This is a genomic window from Megasphaera massiliensis, assembly GCF_000455225.1.
GTDB lineage: Bacteria > Bacillota > Negativicutes > Veillonellales > Megasphaeraceae > Megasphaera > Megasphaera massiliensis.
In genome coordinates, this window is record NZ_HF954537.1 from 628811 (window position 1) to 654703 (window position 25893).

Annotated in this window: 23 protein-coding genes, 1 pseudogene and 1 riboswitch; of the genes and pseudogenes, 14 read left to right on the plus strand and 10 right to left on the minus strand. The window is 55.0% G+C overall.

Going from position 1 to position 25893, the window contains the following annotated elements:
• The first annotated feature begins 106 nt into the window (after positions 1-106).
• The 7 genes from TX77_RS06325 to TX77_RS06360 all read left to right on the plus strand — a co-directional run bounded on the left by TX77_RS06325 (position 107) and on the right by TX77_RS06360 (position 6921).
• Positions 107-988, plus strand: coding sequence for an RluA family pseudouridine synthase (locus TX77_RS06325; RefSeq protein ID WP_044503933.1), 882 nt, complete (start codon positions 107-109; stop codon positions 986-988).
• A 37-nt stretch (positions 989-1025) separates the two neighbouring features.
• Positions 1026-1991 carry a class II fructose-1,6-bisphosphate aldolase gene (gene fba, locus TX77_RS06330; protein ID WP_044503934.1) on the plus strand — a complete coding sequence of 322 codons (966 nt, stop codon included), beginning with the start codon at positions 1026-1028 and terminating at the stop codon, positions 1989-1991.
• A gap of 90 nt (positions 1992-2081) precedes the next feature.
• A complete protein-coding gene (gene rpsT / locus TX77_RS06335; protein WP_044503935.1) occupies positions 2082-2348 on the plus strand; it encodes a 30S ribosomal protein S20 in 267 nt (88 codons plus the stop codon).
• A 62-nt stretch (positions 2349-2410) separates the two neighbouring features.
• Positions 2411-3748, plus strand: a complete 1338-nt coding sequence (locus tag TX77_RS06340; protein WP_044503936.1) for an MATE family efflux transporter — start codon at positions 2411-2413, stop codon at positions 3746-3748.
• A 21-nt stretch (positions 3749-3769) separates the two neighbouring features.
• Positions 3770-5002, plus strand: coding sequence for an aminopeptidase (locus tag TX77_RS06345; RefSeq protein ID WP_044503937.1), 1233 nt, complete (start codon positions 3770-3772; stop codon positions 5000-5002).
• 59 nt (positions 5003-5061) lie between these two features.
• Positions 5062-5159: riboswitch (SAM riboswitch) on the plus strand.
• Between the two features lie 84 nt (positions 5160-5243).
• On the plus strand, positions 5244-6287 hold the full coding sequence (locus tag TX77_RS06355) for a methionine ABC transporter ATP-binding protein (protein ID WP_044503939.1): 1044 nt from the start codon (positions 5244-5246) through the stop codon (positions 6285-6287).
• Entirely contained in the window at positions 6268-6921 is a 654-nt protein-coding gene (locus tag TX77_RS06360) for a methionine ABC transporter permease (RefSeq protein WP_044503940.1), read from the plus strand. The genes TX77_RS06355 and TX77_RS06360 overlap by 20 nt, the downstream gene beginning before the upstream one ends.
• A 245-nt stretch (positions 6922-7166) precedes the next feature.
• Here the strand turns inward: TX77_RS06360 and TX77_RS06365 are convergent, their stop codons facing one another.
• The 6 genes from TX77_RS06365 to TX77_RS06390 form a co-directional block, all read right to left on the minus strand.
• Positions 7167-8084: a dihydroorotate dehydrogenase gene (locus TX77_RS06365; protein ID WP_044503941.1), complete on the minus strand. Its 918-nt coding sequence runs from the start codon at positions 8082-8084 to the stop codon at positions 7167-7169.
• Positions 8084-8845, minus strand: coding sequence for a dihydroorotate dehydrogenase electron transfer subunit (locus TX77_RS06370; RefSeq protein ID WP_044503942.1), 762 nt, complete (start codon positions 8843-8845; stop codon positions 8084-8086). The genes TX77_RS06365 and TX77_RS06370 overlap by 1 nt, the downstream gene beginning before the upstream one ends.
• Positions 8846-9424: 579 nt before the next feature.
• Positions 9425-10282 carry a MurR/RpiR family transcriptional regulator gene (locus TX77_RS06375; RefSeq protein WP_044503943.1) on the minus strand — a complete coding sequence of 286 codons (858 nt, stop codon included), beginning with the start codon at positions 10280-10282 and terminating at the stop codon, positions 9425-9427.
• 35 nt (positions 10283-10317) lie between these two features.
• Entirely contained in the window at positions 10318-11637 is a 1320-nt protein-coding gene (locus tag TX77_RS06380) for a gluconate:H+ symporter (RefSeq protein ID WP_044503944.1), read from the minus strand.
• A gap of 15 nt (positions 11638-11652) precedes the next feature.
• Positions 11653-13065 carry a decarboxylating NADP(+)-dependent phosphogluconate dehydrogenase gene (gnd, locus tag TX77_RS06385; protein WP_044503945.1) on the minus strand — a complete coding sequence of 471 codons (1413 nt, stop codon included), beginning with the start codon at positions 13063-13065 and terminating at the stop codon, positions 11653-11655.
• 29 nt (positions 13066-13094) lie between these two features.
• Positions 13095-14657 (minus strand): gluconokinase, encoded by a 1563-nt coding sequence (locus tag TX77_RS06390; protein ID WP_044503946.1) that lies wholly within the window; start codon positions 14655-14657, stop codon positions 13095-13097.
• 283 nt (positions 14658-14940) lie between these two features.
• Here TX77_RS06390 and TX77_RS06395 point away from each other — a divergent pair, with 283 nt between their 5' ends.
• The 7 genes and pseudogenes from TX77_RS06395 to hemL all read left to right on the plus strand — a co-directional run bounded on the left by TX77_RS06395 (position 14941) and on the right by hemL (position 22318).
• Positions 14941-15504 carry a flavodoxin family protein gene (locus TX77_RS06395; RefSeq protein ID WP_044503947.1) on the plus strand — a complete coding sequence of 188 codons (564 nt, stop codon included), beginning with the start codon at positions 14941-14943 and terminating at the stop codon, positions 15502-15504.
• A 148-nt stretch (positions 15505-15652) separates the two neighbouring features.
• Positions 15653-16300: a precorrin-2 dehydrogenase/sirohydrochlorin ferrochelatase family protein gene (locus TX77_RS06400; RefSeq protein WP_044503948.1), complete on the plus strand. Its 648-nt coding sequence runs from the start codon at positions 15653-15655 to the stop codon at positions 16298-16300.
• Positions 16290-17225 (plus strand): hydroxymethylbilane synthase, encoded by a 936-nt coding sequence (hemC, locus tag TX77_RS06405; RefSeq protein ID WP_044503949.1) that lies wholly within the window; start codon positions 16290-16292, stop codon positions 17223-17225. Before TX77_RS06400 ends, hemC begins: the two co-directional genes overlap by 11 nt.
• Positions 17226-17237: 12 nt before the next feature.
• Positions 17238-18759: pseudogene (gene cobA, locus TX77_RS14270) on the plus strand (uroporphyrinogen-III C-methyltransferase).
• Positions 18756-19745: a porphobilinogen synthase gene (hemB, locus tag TX77_RS06415; protein ID WP_044503950.1), complete on the plus strand. Its 990-nt coding sequence runs from the start codon at positions 18756-18758 to the stop codon at positions 19743-19745. Before cobA ends, hemB begins: the two are co-directional and overlap by 4 nt.
• Before the next feature lie 2 nt (positions 19746-19747).
• Positions 19748-21016, plus strand: coding sequence for a glutamyl-tRNA reductase (hemA, locus tag TX77_RS06420; RefSeq protein WP_044503951.1), 1269 nt, complete (start codon positions 19748-19750; stop codon positions 21014-21016).
• A 12-nt stretch (positions 21017-21028) separates the two neighbouring features.
• Positions 21029-22318 carry a glutamate-1-semialdehyde 2,1-aminomutase gene (gene hemL, locus TX77_RS06425; RefSeq protein WP_044503952.1) on the plus strand — a complete coding sequence of 430 codons (1290 nt, stop codon included), beginning with the start codon at positions 21029-21031 and terminating at the stop codon, positions 22316-22318.
• 289 nt (positions 22319-22607) lie between these two features.
• On the opposite strand, the gene TX77_RS06430 is transcribed toward hemL, so the two are convergent.
• The 4 genes from TX77_RS06430 to TX77_RS06445 form a co-directional block, all read right to left on the minus strand.
• Positions 22608-23327, minus strand: a complete 720-nt coding sequence (locus TX77_RS06430; protein ID WP_044503953.1) for an amino acid ABC transporter ATP-binding protein — start codon at positions 23325-23327, stop codon at positions 22608-22610.
• Positions 23314-23979, minus strand: a complete 666-nt coding sequence (locus tag TX77_RS06435; protein WP_044503954.1) for an amino acid ABC transporter permease — start codon at positions 23977-23979, stop codon at positions 23314-23316. The genes TX77_RS06430 and TX77_RS06435 overlap by 14 nt, the downstream gene beginning before the upstream one ends.
• A 242-nt stretch (positions 23980-24221) precedes the next feature.
• Positions 24222-25184: a 6-phosphofructokinase gene (gene pfkA, locus TX77_RS06440; protein WP_044503955.1), complete on the minus strand. Its 963-nt coding sequence runs from the start codon at positions 25182-25184 to the stop codon at positions 24222-24224.
• Positions 25181-25741, minus strand: coding sequence for a shikimate kinase (locus tag TX77_RS06445; RefSeq protein ID WP_081651710.1), 561 nt, complete (start codon positions 25739-25741; stop codon positions 25181-25183). The genes pfkA and TX77_RS06445 overlap by 4 nt, the downstream gene beginning before the upstream one ends.
• Positions 25742-25893: the final 152 nt, after the last annotated feature.

The following is a 25893-nucleotide window of genomic DNA, read 5'->3' on the forward strand; positions in this document are numbered from 1 at the left end:
CTTGCGGGCTAAAATATAGCCCACCTCTTTTCCTGAAATGTGTGGATTTATTTATTTCTATTGGGTATAATAAGGATAGACAACGCCAAGATAGAGGAATATGCCAATGATTCATTTTACAGTCGGTCCGCTCCACCGGCCTACGACCGTAGCCGGCGCGATGAAACACTTCGGCGTCTCATCCACACTAAGACGCCGCATCAAGCACAGCGGCAGCTGTACCATCAACGGCCAGCCTGCCTCGACGCGCGATTTCGTCCGGGAAGGGGATGTCGTGTCCATCGTCATTCCCGTCAAAAACGAATTTGCACCCGAGGATATCCCCATCGGCATCGTCTACGAAGACGACTACCTCATGGTCATCGATAAGCCGGCAGGCATCTTAATGCATCCGACGTCGGCCGTTCGAGACGGGACGTTGGCCAACGCCGTGGCCTATCACTACGCCGCGACGGGTCAACACTGCTCATATCACCCCATGCATCGCCTCGATAAAAATACGTCGGGCCTGTGCATGGTCGCCAAAGAACCGCAGATTCAGTACGCCTTCGACAAAAAAGATCTCAGCTATAAACGGCTGTATCTGGCCATTTGTCAGGGACGATACCCTGCGCGGGTCACAACTGTACACGCCCCCATCGGAAGATGTCCCGACAGCATCATTACCCGCTGTGTCAGGCTCGACGGCAAGCCGGCTCATTCCGATTTCACCTGCCTGGCGAGGTCCTCTGAATACAGCCTGCTCCAAGTGGTGCTTCATACCGGACGGACTCATCAGATCCGGGTCCACAGCAGTTACCTCGGCTATCCCCTCTTAGGGGACGACCTCTACGGCGGTTCCCGCCGACTCATGCAGCGTCAGGCCCTCCACGCCTACTGCCTGCAGTTTACCCACCCCATGACACATCGCTTCATTACCGTTAATTCCCGGCTGCCTGAAGATATGGACGCCCTCGTCCGTCAGGCCGGCTGGAATTATATACATTAACACTATTCTATACGTAACTTGTAGGAGGAATGTAAACATGCCATTAATTGGAACTACAGAAATGTTTAAAAAAGCCTATGAAGGCCACTATGCCATCGGTGCATTCAACATCAACAACATGGAAATCGTCCAGGCTGTCACAGAAGCTGCTGCTGAATTGAAATCCCCGATCATCCTTCAGGCTTCGGCCGGTGCCCGCAAATATGCGAAACCGTCGTACTTGAAACATCTCGTAGCCGCAGCCCTGGAAGATTACGATCTCCCCATCGCCCTTCACCTCGACCACGGTGCTGACTTTGAAACCTGCAAAGACTGCATCGACAGCGGATTCACGTCTGTCATGATCGACGGCTCCAAACATTCTTTCGAAGACAATATTGCTTTGACGAAAAAAGTCGTTGAATATGCTCATTCCAAGGGCGTCGTCGTCGAAGGCGAACTCGGTCAGCTGGCCGGCATCGAAGACGATGTCAACGTCTCGGCTGAAGAAGCTCACTACACTCGTCCGGAAGAAGTCGAAGAATTCGTATCCCGCACGGGCGTCGATTCCTTGGCTATCGCTATCGGCACCAGCCACGGCGCTTTCAAATTCACTCCGGAACAGTGCACGCGCAACGCCGACGGCGTTCTCGTACCGCCGACGCTCCGCTTCGACATCCTCGAAGACATTTCCAAACGCCTGCCGGGCTTCCCGATCGTACTCCACGGTGCTTCCTCTGTCGTACCGGAATACGTCAAGATCATCAATTCCAACGGCGGCGACCTCGCTGATGCTGTCGGTATCCCCGAAGATCAGCTCCGCAAAGCAGCCTCTCTCTCGGTCTGCAAGATCAACATCGACTCTGACCTCCGTCTCGGCCTGACTGCCGGCATCCGCCAGCACATGGCTCAGCATCCGGATCACTTCGACCCGCGCCAGTACCTGACCGACGGCCGTCAGTTCGTTCACGACATCGTAGCTCACAAAATTAAATCCGTCCTCGGTTCGGAAGGTAAAGCCTAATCGCATGTCCTGCAAAAAAACTATTGATTTTTTCTGTGGCATATGGTAAAATTTTTTCTAGTGTTCTTGTAAATTAGGGAGGTGAATCCATTGCCGCAGATTAAATCCAACATGAAAACGATGGAAAAAGACGCAGCTCGTCATGCAGCTAACTCTCGAGTAAAATCTTCCGTTCATACCGCTATCCGCCGTACGAACGAAGCCATCCTCGGCGGTGACGCTGATGCCGTTAAACAGGCATTTGATAAAGCTAGCAGCGTAATCGACAGCGCCGCACGTAAAGGCGTTCTCCATAAAAATACGGCAGCTCGTAAAAAATCCCGTTTGGCTTCCAAAGTCAATGCGATGGGCAAATAAGTTGAACTGTAGAAAAAGCGTTGTCCTCTGAGACAACGCTTTTTTCGTATAAGGAGGTTTCTATGTTCCCCCATCGCAGCCAATGGCGTCATTTTCTGACCCTGTTTTTTCCCCTGCTCTTGACCCAGATGGCCCAAGTCGGCACGTCGGTCTTCAGCTCGATTTTCAGCGGCCGTGCCGGTACGGTCGATCTGGCCGGTGTCGCCGTTGCCGTCAACATCTGGATTCCCGTCTTTGCCGGCCTGTGCGGCATCTTCTTCGGCATCTCGCCGATCATCGCCCAGCTCCGCGGCGCCAAAAAGACGGAAGAGATTCCCATATATATCATGCAGAGCCTCTATCTGAGCCTGGCCTTTACGGTCGTGATTTTCCTCTTAGGCTATGTGCTGCTGCCGCCCTTTCTCGACTTCATGGGCCTTGAGCCAAAGGTTCATTATATTGCCTGGGAATATCTCAAGGCCCTGGCTTTGGGACTGGTTCCCATTTGTCTTCAGGCGACGATTCGCTACGTCGTCGACGCCCACGGCAAGACCCAGATATCGATGGCCATCCTCATGACCAACTTGGTTCTCACCATTATCCTCTTTCGCCTGCTCATCTTCGGCGCCGGCCCCATTCCGGCCATGGGCGGCATCGGCACGGGCTATGCCATTACCATCGCCGGCTGGGTGTCCTTTTTACTCTTCGTCGCCGTCCTGACCTTTATGGAACCCTTTCGCTCGTACGATTTATGGCGCCGCCTGCGTCCTTTCAGCTGGCATCACGCCTATCACCAGTTGGAACTGGGCATTCCCATCTTCATCGCCGTCTTCTGTGAGACCAGCCTCTTTTCCATCGTCAGCCTTTTGATGGCAGAATTCGGGACCTTATATCTCGCCGCCAACCAGGGCGCCATCAGCTTCACGACCTTGACCTATACCATTCCCTGGAGCATCAGCCTGGCGGCAACCATCGTCATCGGCTACGAAGTAGGCGCCAAAAACTATCAGGGTGCCCGGCAATACGCCGTTCTCTGTCAAATCACGGCCCTCATCATCGCCGTCGGCGTTACCTTATTCACGTACGTCTTCGTCGACGACATTGCCGCCATCTTTACGACGGATGCCGAAACCTTCCGGGCCCTCCGAACCTTCCTCTTGTGTGCCGTAGCCTTTGCCTTCTGCGATGCTATGGGTACACCCGTCCAGGGGATCCTCCGCGGCTATAAAGACGTCCGCATCATTACCTACATCGCCTTTATCACCTACTGGTTCATCAGCATTCCCATGGGCTATGCCATGGCCCATCTCACGCCATACGGCCCCTTCGGCTACTGGCTCAGCCTGATCATCAGCCTGGCCATCAACGCCGCGGCCCTCAACTGGCGGCTGTGGAAACAGACGGCCTGGCGTTTATCATAGTTATATAAAGGAGTTGATTCTATGCCAACGATTGAACAATTAACGGCCTACGCACAGGTATTACTGCAAAAAGGCCTCAATCTTCAAAAAGAACAGACCTTAGTCATCAATGCCCCCGTCGAAGGCCATGACTTCGTCACCTTACTGACCAAAGAAGCCTACACCATGGGTGCTTCCGAAGTCGTCGTCAACTGGCGTTCCGACGACATGACCCGCCTGCGCTACGAACACGAAGACCTGTCGTCTTTTGAGTCCCTGCCGGACTGGCGCCGCGACTTCAGCCTTCATTACTATCATAAAAAAGCGGCCTTCCTGAGCCTCATTTCGGCCAATCCCAAACTCCTGAGCGGCATCGATACGAAGAAGATCTTTGCCCAGCAAAAGGCGCACAATAAGGCCTTAAAAGAATATATCGACGGCATGATGGCCTCGAAGACGACGTGGCTCGTCGCCGCCGTACCGAGCGCCGTCTGGGCCAAGCTCCTCTATCCTGATCTTGACGCCGACAAAGCCTATGACGCCCTTTGGAACCAGATTCTCCAATCGTCGAGAGCCGATGGAAAAGACCCCTTGGCCGACTGGGATGCCCATCTGGCCAACCTCAAGGCCCGCCGGACGTGGATGACGAATCAGCACTTCACGAGCCTTCACTACACCAACAGCCTGGGCACGGATCTTACCGTCGGCCTTCCCGATAACCATATCTGGCAGGGCGGCATGGAAGAAACGGAAACGGGCATCTTATTCAATGCCAACGTGCCGACAGAAGAAATCTACTCGGCCCCCAAGGCCGATGCCGTAAACGGTACGGTATACAGTACGCGGCCCCTCGTATACAACGGCAACACCATCGATCAATTCCACCTGACCTTTAAAGACGGCAAGGTCGTCGACGCCGCCGCTAAAGTCGGTGAAGACGTCTTACAAAAACTCGTCGCCGTCGATGAAGGCGCCGGCCGCCTGGGCGAAGTGGCCCTCATCCCCTACGCCTCTCCCATTTCCCTGTCGGGCATCTTATTCTACGAAACCTTATTCGATGAAAATGCCTCCTGCCATTTAGCCCTGGGCGCGTCGTACCCGACCTGCCTTGAAGGCGGCACAGAACTCGACAAAGAAGGCCTTTCTAAAGCCGGCCTCAACGATTCCATGATTCACGTCGACTTCATGGTCGGTTCCAAAGACCTTACCATTACGGGCCTAAAAAAAGACGGCACCGTCGTCCCTGTATTCACCAACGGAAACTGGGCCGAGTAAAGATTACTTATTGACAACGGCAAAAAGCCGTGCTATTATAAGTTGCAACAACGATATACCTTTCATCCAGAGCAGCTGAGGGACTGGCCCGATGACGCTGCGGCAACCCCCATTCGGGAAGGTGCCAAGTCCACCGGAACATTCCGACAGATGAAGTAACACCGTATTGACGGCCGTCATCTGCATGACGGCCTTTTTTATTGTCTTTATCCCCTGTACGCCTGGCTCAAGGAGTGATACTGTGATTACCTTAAAGAACATTACCAAAACCTACGGCGGCGCTGCCCAAATCCAAGCCTTAAAGGGCATCAACCTGACCATCGAAGACGGCGAGATCTTCGGCATCATCGGAAAGAGCGGCGCCGGTAAATCGACCCTCGTCCGCTGCATCAATATGCTGGAAAAACCGACCAGCGGCGAAGTCATCATCGACGACAAAGACCTGTGCAAAATGAGTGAATCCCAGCTTCGGGCAGAACGCAAAAATATCGGCATGATTTTCCAGCACTTCAACCTCCTCTCCTCGCGGACGGTTGCCGAAAACATCGCCTTCCCCTTGGAACTGGTCGGCGCCTCGAAAGACGTCATCCATAAAAAAGTCGAATCCCTGTTGGAACTGGTCGGCCTCAGCGACCGCGCTGCCAACTATCCGTCTCAGCTCTCAGGCGGTCAAAAACAGCGTGTCGGCATTGCCCGTGCCCTGACCAGCGACCCCAAGATTCTCCTTTGCGACGAAGCGACGTCGGCCCTCGACCCGCAGACGACGAAATCCATCTTGGAACTCCTCCAGGACATCAACCAACGCCTGGGCATTACCATCGTCATCATCACCCATGAAATGGCCGTCGTCCAAAACATCTGCCATCGGGCAGCCGTCATTGAAGGCGGCGTCATCAAGGAACTGGGCCGCGTCGTCGACATCTTCACCAATCCCCAGTCCCAGACCATGAAGGACTTCGTCACGTCCGTCATCAACATGGAACTGCCGAAGGGGATCAAGAATCTCGGCGTCTCCGACCAACCGACGCCGGACCGGGATATGCTCGTCCGCCTGCGCTTTAAAGGTCAGGCTACCCATGAACCGGTCGTCTCGGAAATCGTCAGCACCTTCCACGTCAAGGTCAGCGTTCTCTACGGCAACATCGACTACATCCAAGACGAACCTTTCGGTTACTTGATCATCGTCATCATGGGCGATATGGAAACCCAGGCCAAGGCCTTCTCGTATATTAAAACATTACCGATAGGAAGTGAGGTATTAGGTTATGTCCCAAGAAATCATTAAGTTAATGCTCCAAGGCATTGAAGAAACGTTCTATATGGTCGCCGTGGCCACGGTCATCGCCGGCATCATCGGCATTCCCCTGGGCGTCACCTTAGTCACGACCAGCAAGGGCCACATCCTGCAAAACCTCTTCATCAACCGGATTTTGGGCACCATCGTCAACATCATCCGTTCCGTGCCCTTCATCATCCTCATGGTGGCCATCATCCCCTTGACCCGACTCATTGCCGGCACGTCCATCGGTACGGCCGCAGCCTGCGTCCCCTTGACCATCGTCGCCATTCCCTTCCTCAGCCGCCTCGTCGAAACATCGATCCGCGATGTCGATTACGGCCTCGTCGAAGCTGCTGAATCCATGGGCGCTACGCCCTTCCAGATCATCCGCAAGGTCCTCCTGCCGGAAGCTTTGCCGACGATCATCAACAACGTTACGGTCCTCATCGTCAACCTCATCGGCGCATCGGCCATGGCCGGTGCCATCGGTGGCGGCGGCCTCGGGGACATCGCCATCCGCTACGGCTACCAGCGCTTCCGTCCCGACGTCATGTTAGCGACGATTATCATCCTCATCGTCGTCGTCAACCTCATCCAGTACGGCGGCGACCTGGCATCGCATAAGAAGAATAAAAAATAACAGATCTGCCAAAAAAGACATGAACAGCTATTTTCGGTTCATGTCTTTTTTTATATCCCTTGGTCACACGCTCCTTGCGCAGAACGTTAAATTCAGCCGTACATAAATCCTTTATGATTGGAATCAGACAGGCTGGTCGCTCCAGCTTAACAGTAACATCATATCGTCATCGAACGGCACGGTATGACAACAAAAAACGTCTTGTGAACCGGCTATGTTCACAAGACGCTAATGTATACTCTTTTTTATGCTTCTAATTGACCGACGATGTCGCTGATATGGGCGATGCCTTGGTCTTTACAGTATTGGTCGAGGCCTTCGGCGACGGTTTCGACAGCCCGGGGGTCGACGAAGTTATGAGCGCCGACAGCGACCGTGCTGGCACCGGCCAGCATGAATTCTACCGCATCCTGCCAGGTCACGATACCGCCCAGGCCCAAGATGGGAATGGAGACAGCCTTCGACGCCTGCCAAACCATGCGCAGGGCGATGGGCTTTATGGCAGGACCCGACAGGCCGCCGGTGATGTTGCCCAAGATGGGCCGACGCGTCGTGATGTCGATGGCCATGCCGGTCAGGGTGTTGATGAGAGAAATGGCATCGGCACCGGCTGCTTCGACAGCCTTGGCCATGGTCGTAATGTCCGTAACGTTGGGCGATAATTTGACGATGACCGGCTTTTTCGTGTTGTCCTTGACACTGCGCGTAACGGCGGCAGCCGCTTCGGGCTGGGTACCGAAGACGATGCCCCCTTCTTTGACGTTGGGGCAGGAAATATTGACTTCAAGGCCTGCGACGCCGTCGACGTCGAGGTCGGCTGCGATTTGTCCGTATTCTTCGACACTGCCGGCGGAGACATTGACGATGAGCGGCGTTTGACAGGAAGCCGTTACCTTCGGCAGGATGTCCCGCTTAAAGGCGTCGACACCGGGGTTTTCCAAACCGATGCAGTTGAGCATGCCTGCTGGCGTTTCGGCGACGCGGACACCGGGATTGCCCGGCCGCGGCAAGGGCGTAATCCCTTTGGAGATGATGGCCCCGACGGCGTCGAGGTCGAGAAAATCACTGTATTCGATGCCGAATCCGAAGGTTCCCGATGCCCCCATGACAGGCGTTTTCATCGAGATACTGGCAAATTCGACGGCAATCCGTTCACTGATCATCAGAAGACCTCCTTTGCCGAAAAGACGGGTCCGTCGGTGCAGACTTTATAGCGCTTGCCGTCCAGCTTGCTTTCAAAGGTACAGCCCAGACAGACGCCGAAGCCGCAGGCCATCCGTTTTTCCATAGAGACTTCACAGTCGATGCCGGCCTTGGCCGATCCTTCGGCAATGGTCATCATCATCATCGTCGGCCCGCAGACCGATACGCGGTCGATGGGATGCTCGGAAAAAATTTGGGGCAGGGCATCGACGGCAAAGCCTTTGATGCCCTTAGAACCGTCATCAGTAGTGACATAAATCTGTTCGGCATAGGGTTCAAAGAACTCGGTCCAAAACGTTTCGGCTGCCGTCTTGCCGGCGACGAGCACGATGGGATGATCGAGCTGTTTCGCCAAGAAGATGAGCGGCGCCAGGCCCACGCCGCCGCCGGCCAAAAGGACTTTCCCCGGCGTCGTCGTAAAGATGCCGTCGCCCAAGGGCCCTTCGACGTTGATCATATCGCCGGGACGGAGGTCCTTCATTTCTTCCGTGCCGACGCCGACCAAGCGGTAAATAATGGTCACCGTTCCCGCATCGACATCGGCATCGACGATGCCGAAGGGACGGCGCAAAAAGGTCTGTCCCCCATCGCGATGGACGTTGACAAATTGACCGGCCTTGGCTTCCTTGGCCGTCTTCGGCGCTTGGAAGACCATTTTCCAAACTTCCGGAATGATGGCTGTATTTTCGACAATGGTCGCCATTTCCACAAATTTTTTCACCCTCTGATCATCCTTCCTCATTTCTATATAGCGATTCTATTATTCCACAAATTGCTCAAAAAGTCCACATCTGAGTTGACGCCTTTTAGATCTCTTTACCCTATCATTGACTCCGCGTAACGATTCTGCTACACTGATTGTATCAGGAACCATGTTCTGCTGTTCAACAGCAGACAAGCCTTCGCGGTTTGCCATCCTATGTACGTCACTTGTGGCGTATTGGATGGGCATGGCCCTTTTTTTATGATATCATGAAATAGCATTACTTATGTTTCTAATCGAAGCGGCTTAAGGACGGTTCCTTTTTCCAGTTTGACGCCGGACCGTCCTTTGCCTTTAGATGATATAACGGTTTTGCGCCTTATCAAGGCTGCCTTCGATCGTCGGCTCTCAGCTCAGGCTCTTTTGAAGGTATTATTGACGCCATACAACGATGCTGATATACTGATAATATAAAAGGACGTCCCCTCATTTTGCATGCCCTGATGCGGTATGCGGCAGGGGACGTCTTTTTTATGGTTCAACGCATCCATCGTAACGACGCCCATCGGGCTGCACACGGATTTCAAGCACCTGCTGTCAAAATTGCCGCTTCTTGCCGATTTCTTTGCGCATCTTTTCCATATTGCCCCGGAATACGCTTCTTTCCTGCATGGCAATCCGTGTATAAAGGACGTCGCCAATGGCCATGTGGATCAAGCGCGAGGCCCCGGCTTCCGACGTGTACTGAACTTCGCGGCCCATGCCGCAGAGGCAGATATCGGCTTCTTCTGCCAGGAGGGACCGTCCGTGGCTGGTAATGACGATGATGCCGGCACCGGCCTTCTTGGCCGCCCGAACGGACTGGAGGAGTTCCTTTGTAGCCCCGCTGTGAGAGACGGCAATGACGACGTCGTCGTCCGTCATCAGGGCCGCTTCGGTGACCTGCATATGGGAATCGGATTCGGCCCGGATGGCCAGGCCCAGGCGCAAAAACCGGGTCTCCATATCGGCACAGACCGTGGCCGAATTGCCGAAGCCAAAGACATAGACTCTGTTGGCCGCCAAAACCATAGCCGCCGCCCTATCGAGGGCCTCATAATCGAGGAGACTCAGCGTATCCTGAAGTCCTTCAGATATATTGGCAAAAATTTTGGAGGCTACGTCGCGGCCGCCGTCGCCGGAGGCGATATCGTGAAAATCTTTTTGCGGCGCTGTCGACAGCCCTGCGGCCAGCATCACTTTCAATTCTTTCAGGCCGCTGCAGCCTAATTTCTTACAAAACCGTGAAATGGTGATTTCTGAACTTTCCGTCTGCGCCGCCAAGTCGGCTACGGTCTGTTCCATGACGACGCCGGCGTGATTGGCAATATAATCGGCAATACGGCGCTCTGACTTAGTCAGACCGCCGTATACACTGCGCAGGACGGGAAATCGCTGGATGTTTGCTTCTTCCATAAGATTCTCTCCTACTCATTATTTACTTTCTTATTTTACCCTACAAATACATTTAAGACAAGGACGCCGATGAGGCCCATGACGGCGATGATCGTTTCCAGGGCGCACCACGTGCGGACCGTTTCTTTGATGGTCAGGCCGAAAAATTCTTTGAACAGCCAGAAACCGGGGTCATTGGGCGGGCTGAAGATGAGCGACCCGGCACCGGTTGCCAGGACCATCAATTCCGGGTTGGCACCGGTAGCGACCGCAATAGGAGCGGCAATCCCGCCGGCCGTGAGGGCTGCGACGGTGGCCGAACCGCAGGCCGTGCGGATGACGGCAGCGACCAGCCAGGCCAGGAAGAGCGGCGAGAGATCGGAGTTAGCGACAAGCTCCCCGATATAAAGACCGAGGCCGCTGTCGATGAGGACCTGCTTCAAGGCCCCGCCGCCGCCGACGATGAGTAAAATCATGGCAATGGCAAGGACCGCATCCTGTACCGTTTTCATGACGTCTTCCATCGATTTGCCGCGGCCGATGCCGAAGGTATAGATAGCGATGGCCACCGAAATGGTCAGGGCAATATCAGGCTGGCCGAAAAAGGTCAGGACGTGACGCAGGGGCAAATCGGCATCCATGGTCAATTTAGAGATAGCCGATGCGGCCATGAGGATGACCGGAACCAGGGCCGTAAAGACGGAGATGCCGAAGCTTGGCATTTCTTCGTCCTTAAAGATTTTCGGATTGTACATGCCCTTAGGGATTTCCGGATTGATATCCTTGGTCAAGTTGCAGTACAAGGGGCCGGCGACGATGGCCGTCGGAATGGCAATGGCGGCGCCGTACAATAAGGTCGTGCCGATATCGGCATTATAGATGATGGCAATGGCCGTCGGACCGGGATGAGGCGGCAGGAAGCCGTGGGTGACCGACAGGGCCGCTGCCATGGGGATCCCGACTTCGAGGAGAGGGATTTTCGCTTCCGCGGCGATAGTAAAGACTAAAGGAATGAGAAGGACGAAACCGATTTCATAAAACAAGGCGATGCCGACGATGAAGCCCGTCAGGCAGACGGCCCATTTTACCTTTTCCCGTCCGAAGACGTTGATCAGCGTCGTGGCGATGCGCTGGGCACCGCCGCTTTCGGCCATGAGCTTGCCCAGCATGGCGCCGAAGGATACGACGATGGCCAGACCGCCTAAGGTACCACCCAGGCCCTTTTCAATGGTCGGGATCAATTGATCGATAGGCATGCCTTCAGCAAGGCCGACGAGGCCGGCGACGAGGAGCAGGGCCAGAAAACTATTGAGTTTTACTTTTACAATGAGGAAAAATAAGATGAGAATGCCAATGGCAAGGATGACGAGTGGCATGATGAAAAACCCCCTTTATTTCGTATAGTGTTCGTGCCACTGATGATGGAAGGTACCTTCTTTATCGACGCGCTTAAAGGTATGAGCTCCGAAGTAATCGCGCAGGGCCTGGATGAGGTTAGCCCCAACCTTGGGGCTGCTGTAGGCATCGACGTACTGGAGTGCTGCCGAGAAAGCCGGAATGGGAAGTCCCTGACTGACGGCGAGGCCGATGATGCGGCGCAGGGCACCTTGGTTGTCATTGATTTTTTTGAGGAAGAAATCGTCGAACAAGAGGTTGTCGAGATCGGGATTCTTGCCGTAGGCTTCGGTGATCTTGGTCAAAAATTCGGCCTGGATGATGCAGCCGGCCCGGAAAATGGAAGCGATGGCGCCGTAATCAAGATGCCAGTCATACGTTTCCGAAGCGCTCTTATAGAGGGAGAAGCCTTGGGCGTAGGCGACGATTTTAGCGGCGTACAGGCTCTGGCGGACGGCTTCGATGAAATCGTCCCCGCTCTCGGGCGTAATAGCCGGTCGGACGATGGCCTGCTGCGCTTTGACACGGCTCGGTGCATTGGACATGACCCGGGCGTTGCAGGCTGCCGTAATCATGGAGATATCGACGCCTTGTTTCATCGATTCGATGCTGGTCCAGCGACCGGTCCCCTTCTGGCCGGCGGCGTCGACGATCTTGTCGAGGACCTGACCGCCGTCTTCGTCGTCTTCGGCAAAGATATCGGCGGCGATACCGATGAGAAAGCTCTTGAGTTCTCCTTGGTTCCAGTCGTGGAAAATCTTGGAGATGGCCGCGTTGTCATAGCCACCGACGTATTTCAGCAGCAAATAGGCTTCGGCAATGAGCTGCATATCGGCGTATTCGATGCCGTTGTGAACCATCTTGACGTAGTGGCCGGCACCGTCAGAACCGATATAGGTGCAGCAGGGCTTGCCGTCCGAGGCTTTGGCGGCAATGGCTTCATAAATGGGCTGGATTTCGGCGTACGTTTCTTTATTGCCGCCGGGCATGATAGCCGGGCCGCGGCGGGCTCCCGTTTCCCCGCCGGAAATCCCCATGCCGTAGAAGTGAATCCCCGCTTCTTGGCAGCGTTCGCAGCGGCGCCGGGTATCTCCAAAGTAGGAGTTGCCGCCGTCGATGATGATGTCTCCCTTATCGAGGCGCGAGAGGAGCTGGTCGATCATGCTGTCGACAGGCGCTCCGGCCATGATCATGAGCATGATTTTGCGCGGCCGTTTGAGGGAGGCCAGGAATTCATCGAGTTCTAAAAAACCATGGATCTTATCGTGAGGCCGTTCTTTGAGGAATTTTTCCGTCAAATCCGGCGTGTAGTTGTATACAGCGACGTCATAACCGTGGTCGGCCATGTTGAGGGCCAGGTTACTGCCCATAACAGCCATGCCGACGACGCCAATATCATGAAGCATCATAAGTACATCCCCTTTTCTGCTGCAAATTATTATTTTGATTTCTGCTGGTATGCCGCAATATCGGCAAATTCACCTTGTAATTTTTGGTAGAGACGAGTGAAAATATCGTAGAGCTCACGGTATACGGCGGCGTTTTCTTCAATGGGCGTATAGACTTTCTTGGCGTGAACCAAGTTGGCCGTATCGGCGATGCTCTTTAACTTTCCGCTTGAAATGAAGCCCAGGACGGCGGCACCAAAGGCGGCACCTTCACTGTTGTCGGGCAAGGTAATCGGTTCATTGAAGACATCTGACATGATCTGAAGCCAGAGCTTCGATTTGGTAAAGCTGCCGCTGACCCGGATGTCCTTGACATCACCGAATTCCCGCAGGGCGGCCATGACGCTGTTCAAGCTGTAGCAAATGCCTTCCATGACGGCACGGATCATATGGGATCGACTGTGATTGAGGGAAAAGCCGAAGAACATGCCCCGCAGTTCGGAGTTCCAGTGCGGTGCCCGTTCGCCCGTAAAGCAAGGCAGGCAGATGAGGCCGTCGGCACCGGCATCGACGTGTTCGGCCTTCATGGTCATCAGGTCGTAGGGATCGATGTCGAGCATTTCCAGGGCGTTTCCGCCGTAATGGCAAATCTTGTCACGGACCCAGCGCAGGATCATGCCGCCGTTGTTGATGGCCCCGCCGGCGACCCACATGTCGTCGGTCAGATTGTAGCACCAAGTACGCATCTGCGGATCGATCTTAGGTTGACGGGTCAGCATGCGAAGAGCCCCACTGGTACCGATGGTACCGCTGATCTGTCCCGGTTCGACGGCACCGATGCCGACGTTGACCAAGACGCCGTCTGTGGCGCCGATGACGACGGGAAGGCCTTCGGAAAGGCGAAGATTCTTGGCTGCCGTTTCACTCAGTCCATGGCTGTACGTCGTCGAGACGACGGGCGGAAGCTGGTCTTTGGTGATACCGGCATAGGCGATGATTTCGTCGTCCCATTCAAGGGTGTGTTCGTTGTACATGCCCGTCGTGCTGGCCGTCGACTTATCGACGAGCCACTCACCGGTCAGATGATAGTATAAGTAATCTTTCAGGGAACCGACGAAACGCATTTGGCGGAACAGTTCGGGCTGGTTCTGACGGAGCCAGATGATTTTGGCCAAGGGATAGCAGGCGTGAATCGGGCAGCCTGTCCGTTCGTAGAAAGAGCGGCACAAGGCTTCGTCTTTCTTCATGTCCCGGACGATGGCAGCACTGCGGCTGTCGGCCCAGGTCTGCATATCATGGAGAGGTTCAAAATTTTCGTCGAGGGCGGCAAAGCTGTGCATGGCCGTACTCAAGGCAATGCCTGCCAGTTCCTTATTCTTATAGCGGAGCTGGCCTGTCGTCTTACGGATGACATCCTGGACGGCTTCGAGAATCTGGAGCGGGCTTTCTTCGGCCCAATCGGGACGAGGTGTCAACAACGGATAAAAGGCTTCGGATGAGCAGACATTGATGCCCTCTTCCGTATAAGCAATGGCACGGACACCGGTCGTTCCGACATCGACGCCAATCCAGACTTCCTGATTGGCGGAATCCATCGGCGTAATTGTATTCATAAGTCATACTTCCTTTCATGAATCATGGCTAGTCTTTTCGATGCCCTTATGATACCACGCCTATTTCCTAAATGCAATAAAAATATCATTTTTAATTTTATATTTTGATATTTTTATTTCATAAGAAAGACTTTTTCTATGCTAAAAAGGCAATCATCCTTCCTGACGATGACCGCCTTGCTCCATTTCCCTTCCTGTGGTATAGTTATCTTGGTATATATAGATATATATGATCGTTTTGTTGGCTGAGCCTATTCAGTCACCCATCTAGGAGGGATTTTCCATGAAGGTTATCTTATTAAATGGCAGCCGCCGCGAAAAGGGCTGCACCTATACGGCCCTGTCCGTCGTCGCCGATACGCTCCGTGAAAACGGCATCGATGCGGAAATCATCCACGCCGTCCCTGATAAAGCTGTCGTCACGGCCGCTGCTGAAAAGTTGAATGCCGCTGACGGCCTGGTTATCGGTTCTCCCGTCTACTGGGCTTCGCCGACAGGCGAAATCATGTCCTTCATGGACCAATTAGCCGGTATGGCAGGTTCGGCCTTGGTCCATAAAGTCGGTGCTACCGTCGCCTCTGCCCGCCGGGCCGGCACGACGGCGACCTTAGACGTCCTCAATAAATACCTGGCCTACCATCAGATGATCAGCGTCGCTTCGAGTTACTGGCCCATGGTCCACGGCAACACGCCGGATGAAGTCAAACGCGACGAAGAAGGCCTTCAGATCATGCGCACCTTAGGCCGCAACATGGCCTGGATTTTGAAGTGCATCGAAGCCGGGAAAAAAGCCGGTATCGACGCACCGCAGACGGAAGCCAAGATCATGACCAACTTCATCCGCTAATGGCCGGAAGATTCAAAAAATCCGTACAGTCCCGCACTGTACGGATTTTCTCATATCCCCTTCTTGCTAAAAGTGTTGTCGTTGCCACGCTTTTTTTCGGAGAATTGTGTATAATAAGGAATATATTGTAAAAAAGTGAGGATTTCCTATGTATCCTATAAATGTAGATCTCCGAAACCGGCCCTGTCTGGTCATCGGCGGCGGTACCGTCGCCGAACGAAAAGCGGCCCGCCTCCTCGACGAAGGAGCTGATGTCACCATCATCGCCCCGACGGCGACGAACACCGTAAAAGACTGGGCCGCTTCCAACAGGCTCACCTGGAAGGCCCGTCCTTATGAGACAGGCGACGAAAAGCCGTTCTTTCTCATCATCTGCGCTACTGACGATGAAAATGTAAGCCGCGCCGCCTCTCGTGCCGCAGAAGGAGCGGGTAAACCGATCAACGTCTGCGACGTCCCCGAACTATGCAGTTTCACGTTACCGGCCGTCGTCCGCCAAGGGGACTTACAGCTTGCCATTTCAACGAACGGCAAGGGGCCGGCCTTCTCGCGCTGGCTGCGGCAACGATTAGAAAAACGCTTTGATGACCGCTACAGCCGCTGGCTCGACGAAGTGGCCCGCGTCAGAAGTGCTGCCAAAGAGGCCCTGCCGTCCTCGAAAGACCGTCATGCTTTTTGGCGCACGGCCCTTTCGGACGACATCATGGACCTCGTCGAAGCCAATGACATCGACGAAGCCGGCCGCCGCCTATTCCAAAAGCTTATCGAATTTGAAAGGAGCCGCCATGAAACGTAACCTGACCATCGGTACCCGCAAAAGTGCCCTGGCCTTATGGCAGGCCGAATACATCAAAAAAGCCCTCGAAGGTCACGATTCGGAACTGACCGTAACCCTCGAGCATATCGTTACGAAAGGGGACAAGATCCTCGACGTCCCCTTGGCCCGCATCGGTGGCAAAGGACTCTTTACGACAGAACTCGAATCGCGGCTCCTCACCGGTACCATCGATTTAGCCGTCCACAGCCTGAAAGATTTGCCTGCCGACCTCCCGGACGGTCTCTGCTTAGCCGCCGTCACGGCCCGTACTTACGTCCACGACGTCTTGGTATCGAATCACTATGACTCCCTCGACGCCCTGCCGCAGGGGGCCTGCGTCGGCACGTCGAGCCTGCGCCGAAGGGCCCAGCTTCTCGCCTACCGTCCCGACCTTACGGTTCGGGACCTTCGGGGCAACGTCGATACGCGGCTCAAAAAACTCGATGACGGCGAGTACGATGCCATCATCTTAGCCGAAGCCGGCCTCCATCGCCTGGGCCTTGCGAACCGCATCAGCCAGCTTCTCCCGACGGACATCATGATTCCTGCCGTCGGCCAAGGGGCGCTTGCCATCGAGACCCGCACCGACGACGATGAACTGAAACAGGCCTTAGCCTTTCTTTGCGACCCGGGCACGACGGCGGCCACGACGGCGGAACGGGCCTTTTTAGCCGCCATCAACGGCAGCTGTCAGGTCCCCGTCGGCGTCTACGGCAGGGCCAAAAACGATCAGCTGATCCTCTCTTGTATCATCGCCGCCCCGGACGGCAGCCGTGCCTTCCGCCATCAGACCACCGGCCTTCTCACTTCCGGGGCCGCCCTCGGCCAAGAGGCCGCTAAGACCCTCCTCGACTGTGGGGGCCGCCAAATTTTGACAGACCTCGGCATTACCCCTGCCGAATAAAGGAGGTTTTCCATGAACGGCATTGTATATCTCACCGGCGCCGGCCCCGGCGACTACCGCCTCTTGACCTTAAAGGGCCGCGACGTCCTGCGTCTCGCCGACGTCGTCATCTACGACTACCTGGCGGATGAACGGCTCCTGGATTTTACCCGGCCCGATGCAGAAAAAATATACGTCGGCAAAAAAAGCCGCCGACCACACCCTCTCCCAAGAGAAAATCATCGACTTACTCCTTGAAAAAGCCCGTGCCGGAAAGGTCGTCGTCCGCCTCAAAGGCGGCGACCCTTTCGTCTTCGGCCGCGGCGGCGAAGAAAGCCGGGCCCTTCACGACGCCGGCATCCCCTTTGAAATCATTCCCGGCGTGACCTCAGCCATCGGCGCTGCGGCCTACGCCGGCATTCCCGTCACCGACCGGACAGCGGCTTCGTCCTTTGCCGTCGTCACCGGCCATGAAGATCCGACGAAGAAAGAATCGTCCATCCGTTGGGACAAACTGGCAACGGCCGTCGATACCTTAGTCTTCCTCATGGGCGTCCACAACCTGCCCTTGATTACGAAAGAATTAATGGCCCACGGAAGAAGGGCCGACACGCCGGCGGCCCTCGTCCGCTGGGGCACCAAGCCCATACAGGAAACGTTAGTGGCTACCGTCGGCGATATCGCCCAAAAGGCTGCCGAACAAGGCTTCAAGGCGCCGGCCATCTTCGTCGTCGGCGACGTCGTATCCCTGCGGCCATCCATGCAGTGGTTCGATACGAAACCGCTCTTTGGCCTGCGCATCGCCGTCACCCGCACCCATGCCCAGGCGCCGGCCCTCACCCGGCAGCTGGAAGACTTGGGCGCATCGTGTATCGAAGTCCCGACGATCCGCATCGAACGGCCGAGCGACAATTATGCCGCCCTCGATACCGCCATCGACAAAATTTCCGCCTACGACTGGCTGATTTTCACCAGCACCAACGGCGTCGACGCCTTTTTCCGCCGCCTGTCGAAAAAAAATCTCGACAGCCGCGCCTTAGGACGGGCTAAACTGGCCGCCATCGGCAGCGCCACGGCAGAGGCCCTCCTCACCCACGGTCTTACGGCCGACGTCGTCCCCCGGGCCTACTGTGCCGAAGGGCTCTTCGAAGCCTTATCGCCCCACCTTAGAGGCGGCGAGAAAATCCTCATCCCCCGCGCCAAAGAAGCCCGCTCCTTCCTGCCCGATACCCTCCGCCGTCACGGGGCCTCCGTCGATATCTGTGAAGCCTACCAAACCGTCGGCGCCGAGGAAAACAAGGAACGCTTAAAAAAACTATTGACGGACGGAAAAATCGACGTCGTCACCGTCACCAGTTCGTCGGCAGTCCGCCATTTTCTGGAACTCACCAAAGATGCCGGCACCGCCCTCGACGACCTGACCTTTGCCTGCATCGGTCCCATTACGGCCCAAACGTGCCGCGAACAGGGCCTCACCCATATTCTTACAGCCTCGACCTATACGACAAAAGGTCTGACTGATTGTATAAAAGATTGGAGATTAGAAAAACGATGAACGTAAATACCCTCCGCCCCCGCCGCCTGCGCCGTTCGGCACCGCTGCGGGCTATGATTCGAGAAAACCACCTCTCCCTGAACGATTTCATCTACCCCATTTTCGTCGTCCCCGGAACGAAGGTCAAAGAAGAGATTCCCAGCATGCCCGGCTGTTACCACCTGTCCGTCGACAATGCCGTCGCCTTAGCTGAAGAAATCCGGGAACTCGGCATCAAAGGCATCGAAATCTTCGGCCTGCCGGCCTATAAAGACGACATCGGTTCCAGTGCCTGGGATCCGGAAAGCCCGGTCCAGCGTGCCATGAAGGCTATCAAAAAAGCCGTGCCTGACATGGTCATCGTCGGCGACGTCTGCCTCTGTCAGTATACGAGCCACGGCCACTGCGGCAAACTTTGCGGCCACGAAGTCGATAACGATGCCACCTTGGAACTCCTCAATAAAGTTGCCCTCAGCCAGGCCGAAGCCGGTGCCGACATCATCGCCCCGTCAGACATGATGGACGGCCGCGTGGCCTCGATTCGAAAGGCCCTCGACGCCAACGACTTCACCGACATCAGCATCATGTCCTACGCCGCTAAATACGCCTCGGCCTATTACGGCCCCTTCCGCGATGCGGCCGATTCGGCACCTCACTTCGGCGACCGCCGGGGCTATCAGATGGACCCGGCCAACAGCCGCGAAGCCATGAAAGAAATCGACCTCGACCTCGACGAAGGTGCCGACATCATCATGGTCAAACCGGCCCTGGCCTACCTCGACATTGTCCACCAGGCCCGGGAACGCTGCCAGCGGCCCATTGCCACGTACAACGTCAGCGGCGAGTACGCCATGGTCAAGGCGGCGGCCCAAAAAGGCTGGATCGACGAAAAGCGCATCGTCACCGAATCCCTGCTCAGCATGAAGCGAGCCGGTTCGGACATCATCATCACCTACCACGCCATCGACGTCGCCCGATGGCTGAAAAACGGCGACATCGAGGTTTAGCCATGGATTTAGTCATCGTCGGACTCAATCATAAAACGGTCCCCGTCGCCATTCGGGAACAATTTGCCATGACACCGGACGCCATCGGCAGCAGCCTTCAGCACCTCGACGACTACGGCGGCCTTCGCGAAGCCGTTGTCCTGTCGACGTGCAACCGCTCCGAAGTCTACGCCGTCGTCGATGACATCCGGGAAAACGAACAGGCCCTGCGCGACTTCTTCCTCGATTTGGCGGGAAAACCGACCTATAACCCGTCCTATTTCTACCGCTACACAGGAAAGGAATGCATCGCCCATTTATTCACCGTCGCCGCCAGTCTCGACTCCCTCGTCATCGGCGAAGGCCAAATCTTAAGCCAGGTCAAACAGGCCTACGTCATGGCCCATGAACACGGGGCTACCGGGGCCATCTTAAATATGCTCTTTCAGCAGGCCATCGCCGTCGGAAAAAGGATCCGAACGGACACGCACATCGCCTACCACGCCGTATCGGTCAGTTATACGGCCGTCCAAATGGCGGAAAAGGTCTTCGGTTCCTTAAAAGGAAAAGGGCTTCTTCTCTACGGTGCCGGCCAGATGGCCCGCCTGACGGCCCAAAACTTTCTCGGAAAAGGCGCCGATAAACTCTACATCGTCAACCGCCACTTAGAACGCGCCCAAGAACTGGCCGGCGACGTCGGCGGTCAGGCCGTTCATTACAAAGAAGCCGAAACGATCGTGGACGACGTCGACATCGTCATCGCCTCGACGGGGGCACCGCATTACGTCGTCACCGTCCCCCGCCTGCGCCGCTTCCAGGAACGGCGTAAGGGGCGGCCCCTCCTGCTCATCGACATCGCCGTCCCCCGCGACATTTCTCCCGATGCCGCTGCTATCGACGGCGTCACCTTATACAATATCGACGATTTAGAAGACATCGTCCACGACAACGAAGCGGCCCGACAGCGAGAAGCCGTCGCCGCCAAAGTCATCGTCGACGAAGCCGTCACCGCCATGGTCGAGCGCTACCGCTACCTTTCGGTCCGGCCCGTCGTCGTCAGCCTCTCTCAGCAGGCCGAACAGACGCGGCGCCACTTCGTCAAAAAGGCCCGCAGCAAACTGCCGGAACTGACGGACGAACAATTTCGCGTCGTCGAAAACTTATCGCACATCTTAGTCCGCAAAATCCTGCGTGCGCCCTTGCAGCGCACCGTCGAAGCGGCCCATACGCCTGACGAAGCGCAGGTCGTCCGCGAACTGCAAAACGTATTCAAGTTAGACATTAAAGAGTAAGGAGGCCTTTCCATGATTTCCTTAGAAAAATCAAGGGCCGCGTTTTCCGAAGCGCAGACCCTCATGCCGGGCGGCGTCAACAGCCCGGTCCGTTCCTACAGCCGTATCGGCTGCCCGCCGCCGTTCATCGCCCGGGCCAAGGGCAGTACCATCACCGACATCGACGGCAACGAGTATATCGACTACGTCGGATCCTGGGGTCCCATGATCGTCGGCCACGCCCATCCCCGCGTCGTCAAAGCCCTCCAGGAAGCGGCCGAACGGGGCACGAGCTACGGCGCACCGACCCTCGTCGAGTCCGATTTGGCCAAACTCGTTCGCCAGGTCTACCCGTCCATCGAAAAACTGCGCATGGTCAATTCCGGTACGGAAGCGACGATGAGCGCCATCCGCGCCGCCCGAGGCTATACGGGCCGGGAAAAGATCGTCAAATTCATCGGCTGCTATCACGGCCACGGCGACAGCCTCTTAGTCAAGGCCGGCAGCGGCGCCGCCACCTTCGGTCAGCCTGACAGCCCGGGGGTTACGGCCGGCACGGCCAAAGATACCCTGACCGTCCCTTATAACGATGCCGCCGCCTTTAAGGCCCTGATGGACCGTAGCGGCGACGATATCGCTGCCGTCATCGTCGAACCCATTGCCGGCAACATGGGCCTCGTCCTCCCCCAAGAAGGCTACCTCGACCTCCTCCGGGAAGAAACGAAGAAACACGGCACGGTCCTCATCTTTGACGAAGTCATGTGCGGTTTCCGCTCGGCCCTTCACGGGGCTCAGAGCCTCTACCATATTGAGCCCGACATGACGACCTTAGGGAAGATCATTGGCGGCGGCCTGCCCGTCGCAGCCTACGGCGGAAAAAAAGCCATCATGGACTGCGTCTCGCCGGAGGGTCCGGTCTACCAGGCAGGCACCTTAAGCGGCAACCCCCTGGCCATGGCAGCCGGCCTTGAAACGCTGCGCATCATTACGGAAGATCCGAACTATATCGAAAAGGTCACGGAAAAGACATCGACCCTTACCGAAGGAATCCGTCAGGCCGCCGAAAAAGCCGGCGTCCAGGTCCAGGTCCCCCAGGCCGGCACCATGTTCAGCGTCTTTTTCAGCGACCGACCGGTCACGAACTACGCCGATGCCGAAGGCTGCGACGCCGAGGCCTTCAAGAGCTACTTCCTGTCTATGCTGAATGACGGCATTTACCTGGCTCCGTCGCCCTTTGAAACGAACTTCGTCTCCGGCGCTCACAGCGATGCCGACATCGAAAAGACGATTAAAGCTGCTGAAAAGGCCTTCCGCACCTTATAATATATATAAGACCGAAAGAAGGTACATCGTGATAAATCAGCCCGACAAAAAGGAAAAGACAAAAGCAATACAATTCAGAATCGATGAAACGTTACTTAAGCGATTTAATGAAGTGACAGAACGCTATAGCGTTAATAAGAGTGCATTAATTAGAAGCTGGATAGAACAATACCTGGAAAAGCATAAAGATGAGTAAATAACAAACTTATCCCCACACAAAAAATCCCGTCTGAGCCATCGCTCAAACGGGATTTTTTCACAGCCCTTCTCTTTTAGGAAAAGCTGTCTCTTATAAGATTTTCGACAAGAAAGCCTGGGTCCGTTCTTCCTTCGGATGAGAGAAGAGATCGTCCGGTTTCCCCTGTTCCAGAATCTTGCCTTCATCGACGAATAAGACCCGATCGGCCACTTCGCGGGCAAAGCCCATTTCGTGGGTGACGATGGCCATGGACATGCCGTCGTGGGCCAGGTCTTTAATGACGTCGAGAACTTCGCGGACCATTTCCGGGTCAAGGGCCGACGTCGGTTCGTCGAAGAGGATGAATTTCGGCTTCATAGCCAAGGCGCGGGCAATGGCCACACGCTGCTGCTGGCCGCCGGATAAGGTTTCGGGATAGGCATCCTTCTTATCGGCCAGACCGACTTTTTCGAGGAGCTGAAGAGCCACTTCCGTCGCGGCTTCCTTGCTTTCCCCACGGGTCTTCATGGGCGACAAGATGATGTTTTCCAAGACCGTCATGTGCGGGAAGAGATTGAACCGCTGGAAGACCATGCCGACTTCCTTGCGGACGCTGTTGATGCTCTTAGCATCGTTCATGCTGATGCCGTCGACGATGATTTCGCCGGCCGTCGGTTCTTCCAGGTAATTGATACAGCGGAGAATCGTACTCTTGCCGGACCCGGACGGGCCGATGATGACGACGACTTCTTTATCTTGAATGGTCAAATCGATGCCCCGAAGAACCTCGTGTTTGCCAAAGCTTTTTTTCAACCCTTTAATTTCTATCATCCGTTGCAAACCTCCGTTCCAAATAGCTTACCAACTGGGCGATGGTAAAGGTCATGACCAAATAAATAAAAGCGACGGTCAGCCAGATTTCAAACGAGCCGTAGGTCTTAGCGATGATCAGCTGGCCCCGGCGGGTCAATTCTTCAAAGCCGATGACCGAAACCAGGGACGTTTCTTTGGTCATGGAAATAAATTCATTGCCAAGAGGCGGAATGACGTGTTTGAAAGCCTGGGGCAAAATGATGTAGCGCATAGTCTGCATCCACGACAGGCCGAGAGACCGACCGGCTTCCATTTGGCCCTTATCGACAGACTGAATGCCGGCACGGAAGATTTCTGCCACATAGGCCCCACTGTTGACGGAACAGGCGGCAACGGCAGCGACGAAGGGGTTAATCCGTTCGCCGATGATCATGGGCAGGGCAAAGTAAATCAAAAAGATCTGGACTAAGAGCGGCGTCCCGCGGATAATATTGACGTAGCAGACAGCCAGGATGTTCAATATTTTGACTCCTGACAAGCGGCACACACTGGTAATCAGGCCGAATACAAAACCTAAGCCGACGGCAATGGCCGTGATTTCAATGGTAACACCGGCGCCTGCCAACAGCAGAGGCAATGAATTCCAAATCAGGCTAAAATCAAATGACATGAATAACACTCCTCTTGATGATACAGATAAATATACAAAAACACATGCTATCTTATTATACTTGCATATTTATGTGATGTCAATTCAGATTTAATAAATTTTCTTCATCTCCTGCCGCTTTTTTGCCCGTATTTGACAGAAAACGACAAAAAAAGGAATGCATAAAGGAAGGCTCCCTTATGTATTCCCCTATTTGCAGGCACAGCGGCAAAAGCCGACGGGCAGCCGCTGTGAGAAGATATCTATCGGCCTAAGAAATGAACCAGTTCAAAGAGGTTTTCGTCAATGGGATAGCGAAGCTTGGCGGCTTCTTCATAGGGCGTGGCAACGACCTTGTTATCGATGAGGCCGATGACACTGTTATAAGTGCCGTCTAAGAGGCTGTCGACAGCTTTCTGGGCAAAGCGGCCGGCCATGATGGCATCGTAAGCCGACGGAGCCCCGCCGCGCTGTACGTAGCCGAGGACGGTCAGGTTCGGAGACAGATACGTATGTTCCTTGATATAGTCGACGACGTCAGAGCCTTTAGCAGCCCCTTCGGCGACGATGACGATGCTGCTCAGCTTCTTCATGCGGTGCGATTCTTCCAAATGCTCGCAGAGCGCCGCCAGGTCGACTTTATGTTCCGGAATCAAGACGGCTTCGGCACCGGAGGCCATGCCGGCGTTAAGGGCGATGAAGCCGGCTTCGCGGCCCATGACTTCAATGACGGCGACGCGGTCGTGGGAAAAGGCCGTATCACGGATCTTATTGACCGATTCGAGGACCGTATTGACGGCCGTGTCGAAACCTAAGGTATACTGGGTCCCGACCATATCGTTGTCGATGGTCCCGGGAATGGTAACCGTCGGAAAACCAAAGCCGGCCAAGGCTTCGGCACCGCGCATGGAACCGTCACCGCCGATGACGACTAAGGCGTCGATTTCCTGTTCCCGTAAATATTCAGCAGCTTTCTGCTGCGTTTCTTTTTCTTTGAATTCCAAGCAGCGGGCTGTCCGAAGTACAGTCCCCCCGTGATGAATGATCGCGCCGACATCGCGTCGACCCAAGGGACGCGTTTCATGACGCAGTAAACCTTCATAACCGCGAATAATCCCTTCGACGGTCAGGCCGCGCTGAATAGCATACCGCGTGACCCCGCGGATGGCCGCATTCATTCCCGGCGCATCCCCGCCGCTGGTCAATACTCCGATTTTGTTGATCATTTTACATCAGTCTCCTTCTTTTCCCTGGCAATAAACTGCACATGCCTTTCATTGATTTTATGGACAATGGATTCGACGATCTGTGACGCTCCCCCGCGTGTCGTATCGACGACGCCGTCGCAGTACGGATAGATCTCTTCCCACTGTTTCATCATAGTATGGACAAAATCATGAAGATTGTCGTAGTCCACGGTCGGCCGCTTTCCAATGTGGCGGCTGACTCTTTCCTCGACGCGAAACGGCTCGGATAAGAGGGCAACGATAAAGCCATGACGATGCAAGATACGATACGTATCGACATTCATGGGAAAGTTGCCGCCAAAAGAAATTACCGCTTCATGATACCGGCTGACTTGCTGTAAGATATTGAGCTCCCGCTCTCGAAACGCCTGTTCTCCATGGCTGGCAAAGAAATCGGCAATCGTCATGCCTACGGCCCGCTCGATACGCCTATCCGTGTCGACAAACTGCCAATTGAGGCGTTGCGCCAGCTTACGGCCAATATGACTCTTACCGCTCCCCATCATCCCGACGAGGACGATATTCCGCTTCATCATGATCGGCACACCTCCTCCAAGTAGTCTATTCTGCATATGTACCTTCCTATTTTATCATACTTCTTTCCTGTTGACACAAAAAAAGCCGTACTTTTTCTTCATATTACTATAAATAGAGCGGGACAGTCAAAAAAGAAGAACCCTCTCCACGA